Genomic DNA, 5,877 nt, shown 5'->3' on the forward strand with positions numbered 1-5,877 from the left:
GCCCCAGGATCGGGCGCGCGCCCCCTCTCCGGTGGGGGAGAGGGACAGGGTGAGGGATCAGGTCTGTCCGGACGAGGCGCGTCGATCTCGGGCTCGATCCTGAGACTTCTCAGCCCTCACCCCAACCCTCTCCCGCACGGGAGAGGGGGCGCGTCGCGCTCTTCATCGGCGTCAGCGTTCTCGCACCCGTGGGCGGCGCCCGCCGAGCTGGTCAGACATCCACCTCGGTCGCCAGCCCCTTGGCCACCGCGCGGTCGACCGCCACCGCGGCGACCGCGAGGTCCTGCAGCCCGACCCCGGTGCCGTCGAAGACGGTGATCTCGGACTCCGAGACGCGGCCGGGGTGATCGCCGTTGATCACCGCCCCGATCTCCACGATGGAATCCGCGGCGAGGAGCCCCCGCGCGACGGCGTGCTGCGCCTCGCCGATGCTGACCGACTGCGCGACCTCGTCGGTGAAGACCGTCGCGCCCGCGAGCAGTTCGGCCTCCACCTCCTGCTTTCCGCGCGTGTCCGTCCCCATGCAGGCGAGGTGCGTGCCCGGCCGGACCTGCGCGGCCTTCAGGATCGGCGCGAAGGAGGACGTGATCGTCACGACGACGTCGGCCTCGGCCCCGAGCCGGTCGAGGTCGACCGCCTCGAACGGCACGCCGTGCTCCCGCGCCACCGCCTCCATCCGGCCGAACATGCCGGGATGCAGGTTCCACGCGAGGACCCGCTCGAACGGCCGCTGCGCCAGCGCGGCGCGCAGCTGGAACGCCGACTGGTGGCCCGCGCCGATCATGCCCAGCACCCGCGCATCTTTGCGGGCGAGGTGCCGGACGGAGATGGCGCAGGCCGCGGCCGTGCGCAGCGCGGTGAGGAGGTTCCCTCCGACGACGGCCCGGCAGCGGCCGGTATCGGCGTCGAACAGGAACACCGTCGACTGGTGGTTGGTCAGGCCCTTCGCGGCGTTGCCGGGCCAGAAGCCGCCGGCCTTGAGGCCGAGCGCGAGGCTGTCTCGGTCGAAGCCCGACTTGAAGCCGTAGAGCGCGTCGGCGTGGCCGATGGCTTCCCGGACGACCGGGAAGTTGCCGGCCCGACGCCGCGCCATGGAGGCGAAGACCTGCTCGACGGCGCCGAAGCACTCCGCCTCGGTCAACAGCCCGTCGATCGCGTGCTCGGGAACGATGATCATCGCGGATGTGTCCTCAATTCGTGAGCCGGCATGTCGCCCCCGTCATCGCGGGCGTCGCGAAGCGACCCAGGGCAGCGGGTCCCGTCGAGGCGCGTCCCCGGATCGCCGCGCCGCGCGCGCGATGACGGCGCGATGACGGCGCGATGACGGACGGTGTGCAGGGTGCGTCAGTAGGCCTTGCCGCGGGCCGAGACCGGCCAGAGCGTCTCGACCCGGCCGTTGCGGACGCCGACATACCAGTCGTGGACGTTGCAGGTCGGATCGCAGTGGCCGGGGACGAGACGGAGCCGGTCGTTGACCTTCAGCCGGCCCTCGGGATCCTCGATCACCCCGTGCTCGTCCGAGCACTTGATGTATTTGACGTCGTCGCGGCCGAAGACGAAGGGCAGGCCGGAATCGACCGACTGCACCTTCAGGCCCGCGTCGCAGATCGCCTTGTCGGCCTTGGCGTGGCTCATCACGCTGGTGAGGATGAACAGGGCGTTCCTCCACTCGCCCGCGTCGATGCGGTTGCCGTCCCGGTCGCGGATGCGCCCGTAATCGGCGTCCATGAACGCGTAGCTGCCGCATTGCAGCTCGTTGTAGACGCCGGATCCGGCCTCGAAATAGTAGCTGCCGGTGCCGCCGCCGCTGACGAGTTCCGGCTCGAGGCCCTCCCGGTTCAGCGCCGCGACGGCGTCGCGCACCTGGGCGATGGCCGCGTCGAGCTTGGCCCGCCGCTCCTCGTAGCCGTCGATGTGCTGCATGGCGCCCTGGTAGGCCTGGAGGCCCGCGAAGCGCAGGTTCGGCGCGGCCGCGACGGCCTGGGCGATCGCCACCACCTCGGAGGTCGTCCGCACGCCGCAGCGGCCGGCGCCGCAATCGATCTCGACGAAGCAGTCGAGCTGCGTGCCGTGCCGCTGCGCCGCCGCCGAGAGGTCGGCGACGTTCGCCACGTCGTCGAGGCAGACGATGATGCGGGCGCCGTGCAGCGGCAGCCGCGCCAACCGGTCGATCTTGCCCGGGTCGCGTACCTGGTTCGAGACCAGGATATCCTTGATGCCCGCGCGGGCGAAGACTTCCGCCTCCGAGACCTTCTGGCAGCAGACGCCGCAGGCGCCGCCGAGGCTCTGCTGGAGCTTCAGGATGTCGACGGACTTGTGCATCTTGCCGTGGGCGCGGTGGCGCATCCCGTGCGCCTTGGCGTAGTCGCCCATCTTGCGGATGTTGCCTTCCAGCGCGTCGAGATCGACGATCAGGCAGGGCGTCTGGATCTCGTCCTCGCGCATGCCGGGCAGCGCGGGGACGTCGAAGCCGACTTCGAGATCGGCGGATCGGGCGTTCATGTGCATCGTGGGCCTCCCGTTATTGCCAGGGCAGCGCGTCGAGATCGACGTTCCCGCCCGTGATGATCACGCCCACCCGCTTGTTCGCGAAGACGGGGCGATTCTTCAGCACCGCCGCCAGGACGACGGCGCTGGACGGCTCCATGACGATCTTCAGCCGCTTCCAGATCAGCTGCATCGCCGCGACGATCTCAGCCTCGGAGACCGTGAGGATATCCGCGACGTGGTGGCGGACGAAGTGCCAGGTGAGGTCCTTCAGCGGCACCTTGAGCCCGTCCGCGACCGTCACCGGCGCGTCGTCGGCGATGATCCGCCCGGCCTTCAGGCTGCGATGGGCGTCGTCGGCCTGCTCGGGCTCCGCCGCGTAGACGGCGATGTGCGGGGCGAGCCCGGCCAGCGTCAGGCAGGTGCCCGACACCATGCCGCCGCCGCCGATCGGGGCGATCACCGCGTCGAGATCCGGGACCTGCGCGATCAGCTCGCGGGCGCAGGTCGCCTGCCCGGCGATGACCCGGGGATCGTTGTAGGGGTGCACGAACTCCGCGCCGGTCTCGGCGACGACCTCGGCGAAGACGGCCTCGCGCGACGAGGTGGACGGCTCGCACTCCACCACCCGGCCGCCGTAGCCGCGCACGGCGTCCTTCTTGGCCTGGGGCGCGGTGCGCGGCATCACCACCGTGCAGGGGATGCCGCGCCGGCCCGCCGCGTAGGACAGGCAGGTGCCGTGATTGCCCGACGAGTGGGTCGCCACGCCCCGGGCGGCCTGCGCGTCGGTGAGGCTGAAGACGGCGTTCGAGGCGCCCCGCGCCTTGAAGGCGCCGGCCTTCTGCAGGTTCTCGCATTTGAAGAACAGCTGCGCGCCGGCCGCTTCGTCGATGATCCGCGAGGTCAGGACCGGCGTCTCGTGGATGTAGGGCCGGATGCGCTCGTGCGCGGCCAGAACGTCGTCGAGGGTGGGCGTGATCAGGGCGCTGTCCATGGCGCTCCCCTCAGGCGGCGGCGCGCAGGGCGGCGGCCGGGGCGCGGCGGTACACCGCCTGCGCGGCCGCGACCCCCGATCCCAGCGCGACGCGCAGGCCGAGATCGGCCATCGCCATCTCGGCCGCGGCGATCCCCGACAGCGCCATCACGTCCGTGAGGCTGCCGAGGTGGCCGATGCGGAAGACCTTCCCGGCGACCTCGCCGAGACCCACCCCGAAGGCGACGTCGTAGTGGCGCGCCGCGTGGGTGACGATCCGCGTGGCGTCGAAGCCCTCCGGGGTGCGGATCGCGCTCACCGTGTCCGAGTAGAGGTCCGGGCGCGCGGCGCAGAGTTCCAGGCCCCAGGCGGCGACGGCGGCGCGGATTCCGTCCGCGATGCGGCGGTGCCTGGCGAAGACGGTGTCGAGCCCCTCGGCCAGGAGCAGCTCCGTCGATAGCTTCAGGCCGTTCAGGAGCCCGACCGCCGGCGTGTAGGGATAGGCGCCGTTGGGGTAGCCCTTCGCCATGTCGCGGATGTCGAAATAGGTCCGCGGCAGCGTCGCCGTCGCCGTGGCGGCCATGGCCTTGGGTGAGAAGGCCACGATGGCGAGGCCAGCGGGCAGCATGAACCCCTTCTGCGAGCCCGTCACGGCGACATCGACGCCCCACTCGTCCATGCGGAAATCCATGGACGCGATCGAGCTGACGCCGTCGACCAGCAGCAGGGCGGGATGGTTGCTGGCATCGAGGGCGCGGCGAACCGCGGCGACGTCCGAGCGGACCCCGGTCGCGGTCTCGTTGTGGGTGACGAGGACGGCCCGGATGCGGTGCGCCTTGTCGGCCGCGAGAGCCTCGGCGAAGCGGTCCGCCGGAACACCCTCCCCCCACGGCGCCTCGATCATCCGGACATCGAGGCCGTGGCGGCGGGTCATGTCGATCCAGCGGTGGCTGAACATGCCGTGGCGCGCCGCCAGCACCGTGTCGCCGGCGCTGAGCGTGTTGGAGAGCGCGGTCTCCCAGCCGCCCGTCGCCGTCGACGGGAAGATGAACACCTCGGCGTCCTCGCTCTTCAGGACCTTCTTCACACCGGCGAGCGCCGGATGAAGGATCTGCGCGAACAGCGGCGACCGGTGATCCAGCGTCGGCATGTCGGCCGCGCGGCGAAGCACTTCCGGCATATTGGTCGGGCCGGGAATGAAGACGGGATTCTGTGCGAACATCGGCGGCGCTCTCCTCCAATACGGGAACGATAGCACCGCCGATCCCGTATTGATATTTTCTTGAAAAACTTTTTCATCAACGAGCGAGGCGCGAAAAGGCACGCCGTGGCAACGCCTTACCTTTTTCCGTTGTGAGAAAAATTTTTCCACCCTAGGGAGGGGTGGGGTCGGCGAAGGCGAGGACGCCATGGATTCGGGAAACCGGCGGCGCGGGCGGCCGAAGGGGTTCGGCGGCGCCAAGCCCACGGCGACCATCCAGGCGCTCGACCGCGCCCTCGATGTCCTCGACGTCCTGGCGGACGGCGACGGGCTGACGCTCTCGGAGCTGGCCGGAAGGCTCGAGCAATCCGTGGCGACCATGCACCGGGTCCTCGCGACGCTCGAGCGCCGCGGCCTCGTCGAGATCAGCGCCGACAAGCAGGAGTGGCACGTGGGTGCGGAGGCCTACCGGCTCGGATCGGCGTTCCTGCGCCGCCACAACGTCGTCGAGCGGAGCCGGTCGATGATGTGGACGCTGATGCAGGAGACCGGCGAGACCTCCAATCTCGGCGTCGAGAAGGACGGCAACGTCCTGTTCGTCAGCCAGGTGGAGACCCACGAGACGATCCGCGCCTTCTTCCCGCCGGGCTCCCTGTCGCCGCTGCACGCGTCGGGCATCGGGAAGGCTCTGCTGAGCACCTACGCGCCGGCCCGGACCGAGCGCCTGTTCCGGGGAAAGACCTTCGCGCGGTTCACCGACAAGACCATCGGCTCGCTGGACCAGCTGCGCGACGACGTCGAGGCGACCCGCCGCCGGGGCTACGCGATCGACGACGAGGAGCGGAGCATCGGGATGCGCTGCGTCGCCGCCCCGATCCTCAACGTCCACGGCGAGGCCATCGCGGGGATCTCGGTGTCGGGGCCGACGCACCGGCTGTCCGACGAGAAGCTGCGCGCGATCGGCGAACGGGTGCGGAGAGGCGCCGCCGCGGTCTCGCGCGCCCTCGGCGCGCCCGCCGCGACGATGACCGCGACGACCGACGCGCCGGGCGAGCCCGACAAGGACTGACCAGTGGTGCGGCGAGGCGCGACCTAGAGCGGTATCCGATCATATTGGATCATATGCGTCGTAGCCTCCGGCGGCGAGATAGCGGCGGCATTCGGCTGGCGTGAAGCGTCTGAAGGCTCGTCGGATCGTGTCCCAGAGGTCGCTGAT

5 protein-coding genes and 1 pseudogene are annotated in these 5,877 nt (G+C 70.6%); 1 reads left to right on the forward strand and 5 read right to left on the reverse strand.

Annotation, left to right across the window (positions count from 1 at the left end; all coding sequences use genetic code 11):
• Nucleotides 1–211: 211 nt before the first annotated feature.
• The 4 genes from bhcD to bhcA form a co-directional block, all read right to left on the reverse strand.
• Nucleotides 212–1,177: an iminosuccinate reductase BhcD gene (bhcD, locus tag ACLBYE_RS29095; protein ID WP_447696822.1), complete on the reverse strand. Its 966-nt coding sequence runs from the start codon at nt 1,175–1,177 to the stop codon at nt 212–214.
• Nucleotides 1,178–1,344: 167 nt separating this feature from the next.
• Entirely contained in the window at nt 1,345–2,502 is a 1,158-nt protein-coding gene (gene bhcC / locus ACLBYE_RS29100; protein ID WP_447696823.1) for a 3-hydroxy-D-aspartate aldolase BhcC, read from the reverse strand.
• Nucleotides 2,503–2,521: 19 nt separating this feature from the next.
• A complete protein-coding gene (gene bhcB / locus ACLBYE_RS29105) occupies nt 2,522–3,481 on the reverse strand; it encodes a beta-hydroxyaspartate dehydratase BhcB (RefSeq protein WP_447696824.1) in 960 nt (319 codons plus the stop codon).
• Nucleotides 3,482–3,491: 10 nt separating this feature from the next.
• Nucleotides 3,492–4,682 carry an L-aspartate--glyoxylate aminotransferase BhcA gene (bhcA, locus tag ACLBYE_RS29110; RefSeq protein ID WP_447696825.1) on the reverse strand — a complete coding sequence of 397 codons (1,191 nt, stop codon included), beginning with the start codon at nt 4,680–4,682 and terminating at the stop codon, nt 3,492–3,494.
• A 187-nt stretch (nt 4,683–4,869) separates the two neighbouring features.
• Between bhcA and bhcR the strand changes: the two genes are divergently transcribed.
• On the forward strand, nt 4,870–5,730 hold the full coding sequence (bhcR, locus tag ACLBYE_RS29115) for an HTH-type transcriptional regulator BhcR (protein ID WP_447696826.1): 861 nt from the start codon (nt 4,870–4,872) through the stop codon (nt 5,728–5,730).
• A gap of 39 nt (nt 5,731–5,769) precedes the next feature.
• Here bhcR and ACLBYE_RS29120 read toward each other — a convergent pair.
• Nucleotides 5,770–5,877, reverse strand: a pseudogene (locus ACLBYE_RS29120) (IS630 family transposase); the annotation flags it as partial.

It is taken from the genome of Methylobacterium sp. A52T (assembly GCF_053346095.1).